Raw genomic sequence first — 1,560 nt, 5'->3', positions numbered from 1 at the left:
ACACCCGCGCCCCCGAGGCCGACACCCACCCCGGCACCCGAGCCACCGCCCCCGCCGCCTCCACCGCCTCCGGCGAAGCAGCCCGCGCCACCACCACCGGCACCGCGGCCCGTCGCTCCCCGCCCGGAGCCCACGCCTCCCCCCGTACCGACGCCCAAGCCGAAACCCACGCCGACGCCCGAGCCGGCGCCGCAGCCCTCCGTGCGGCCGGTGAGCTACCCGGAGTACCACTCCGCGCCGCACAAGGCACCGCCGCACGGGGGAACGTCACCCCTCACCCACGTCCTGCTCATCACCGTGCCCGCGGTGGTCGCCGTCGCCGCGCTCCGTCCGCGCTGATCCCTGGAGAGACCCTTGCCGGAATGGCTTGTTCTGACCCTCGCGATGGCCGCCGCGTGCGTGGTGGTGATCGCCCTGACCTTCCTGCGGAACCGCTCGGTGTCCGAAGACGAGGACCCGTCCGAGACTCCGGACGTCATCGAGTACATGACGATGTGGATCGGCGTGGTGTACGCCATCGTCCTGGGCCTGGCCATCGCCGGTGTCTGGGAGGCGCGCAGCGTGGCCCAGGACCACGTCCAGGCGGAGGCACAGGCGCTGCACGAGATTTCCGAGCGCGTGCGGATCTACCCCGTCGAAGCCCGTGACCGCATCAGGGACGACGTCAACACCTATGTCGGACACGTCGTCACCACCGAATGGAAGTCGATGGCCGACGACGGCCGTCTCACCGAGCGCGGTGACGAGCTGCTTGAGCGGGTCCGCGCGGACGTCACCGACTACGAACCGCGCACGGACTTCGAGGCGCAGGCCTACCAGCCGCTCATCGACCAGGTGGCCGCGGCGGACCAGGCGCGCACCTCCCGCGCCAACTCGATCGAGCCGACCATGCCCGGCGTGGTGTGGTTCGGACTGCTGGCCGGAGCGGTGATCACCATCGGGATGATCCTCGCCCTCCAGATCCGGCGGACCCCGCGCGAACTGATTCTCGCCGGGCTGTTCTCGGCCCTGATCGCCTTCCTGCTCTTCCTGATCTGGGACTTCGACGCGCCGTACAGCCGCGGCATCACCGCGTCCGCGGAGCCGTTCCTGGCCCTCTTCCCGGGCGTCAAGGGCTGACAGACGGTCACGGGGACCCGCGGGCCGCACCGCTCGCCTGACTCGAGCGGCCCGGCGACCTCCGGGGGCTCGGCGACCTCGGGGGGCTCGGCGACCTCGGGGGGCTCGGCGACCTCGGGGGGCTCGGCGACCTCGGGGGCTCAGCGCCCTCTGGTGTCCTCGGGCGGCTCGGCGACCACGGGTAGCCTCAGGCGGCTCGACGGGCCTCGGGCAGCTCGGCGAACAGAGACTGCCTCAAGCGGCTCGACGGCCTCTGGCAAGACGGCGAACACAGACTGCCTCAAGCGGCTCGGCAACCTCGGGCGGCCTCGGGCAGCTCGGCACCTCCGGCGGCCCAGGGGGCTCGGCACACTCGGGCGGCCCCGGGCAGCGCGGGCGGATTCCGGCCTCCCGGGCGGGCCCACGCGCATCGGGCGCGGGGCGCCGGGGGCGGGGCGCCGG

The 1,560-nt window shown here is 73.4% G+C and carries 2 protein-coding genes; both read left to right on the top strand.

Features of this window, described 5'->3' with window-relative positions; translation table 11 throughout:
• The first annotated feature begins 210 nt into the window (after positions 1–210).
• Entirely contained in the window at positions 211–339 is a 129-nt protein-coding gene (locus IG99_RS51585; RefSeq protein WP_267882619.1) for a hypothetical protein, read from the top strand.
• Positions 340–354: 15 nt separating this feature from the next.
• Positions 355–1,119 carry a bestrophin-like domain gene (locus tag IG99_RS43320; RefSeq protein ID WP_078948285.1) on the top strand — a complete coding sequence of 255 codons (765 nt, stop codon included), beginning with the start codon at positions 355–357 and terminating at the stop codon, positions 1,117–1,119.
• Positions 1,120–1,560: the final 441 nt, after the last annotated feature.

The sequence above is a fragment of the Streptomyces griseus subsp. griseus genome (assembly GCF_000720255.1).
GTDB classification, from domain to species: domain Bacteria; phylum Actinomycetota; class Actinomycetes; order Streptomycetales; family Streptomycetaceae; genus Streptomyces; species Streptomyces griseus_I.
This window is presented reverse-complemented; position numbering and strand designations above follow the sequence as displayed.